Annotated in this window: 1 protein-coding gene; it reads left to right on the forward strand. The window is 66.5% G+C overall.

The annotated features are described in order from the left end of the window. Positions 1–108: 108 nt before the first annotated feature. Positions 109–821: NAD(P)/FAD-dependent oxidoreductase (locus tag V8683_RS31155; protein ID WP_462880743.1), on the forward strand; the 713-nt coding region annotated here is incomplete at its 3' end.

Below are 821 nucleotides of genomic sequence, written 5' to 3' on the forward strand. Positions count from 1 at the left end.
AGGAACAACGACCTGCTCGGCGCGCAGTTCATCTACTCGTTCTGACGAGAGCGCGGCGGATGGCGGCCTCTGCGGCGCCGTCCGCTTTTTATTTGCAAGCACAACTTTATGCTCAAATTCGCCAATCAGCCTCACGCCCCGTCTTACTACGCCGCCACCGCCAACGACACCACCCGCCATCCGGTCCTGGAAGGCACGATCGACGCCGATGTCTGCGTGATCGGCGCCGGCCTCACCGGTATTTCGGCGGCGCTCAATCTCGCCGAACGTGGCCATAAGGTCGCCATCGTCGAGGCGTCGAAGGTCGGATGGGCCGCGAGCGGACGCAACGGCGGACAGCTGATTGGCGGCTTCGCGTGCGACATCGACACGTTCAAGCTCTTCATGTCCGATGGTGAGGTCAAGCAGGTCTGGGACATGGGCCTGGAAACGCTCGACATCGTGAAGTCGCGCGTCGCGAAGCACCAGATCGACTGCGCGCTGACACCCGGCTACTTCACGGCCGCGAACAAGGCACGCGACGTCGACGCACTCAAGCGCTGGCGCGACGAAGCCGCGACGCGCTTCGGCTACGACCGGTTCCGCTATGTCGACGCGAACGGCGCGGGCCAGTACGTGCAGTCCTCGCGCTATCCCGGCGGTCTCTACGATCCCGATAGCGGCCACCTGCATCCCCTCAACTACACGCTGGGCCTCGCGCGGGCGGCCGTGGGGGGCCGCCCCCCCCCCCACCCGGCCAGCCCCCGGAACCCGATTTTGGCCCCAAACCGCGGCCCGGTCGTGGCAAACCCCCCCCGCCCGGGGGGTGGGCATGTTGTAGT

The sequence above is a fragment of the Paraburkholderia sp. AV2 genome (assembly GCF_054968425.1).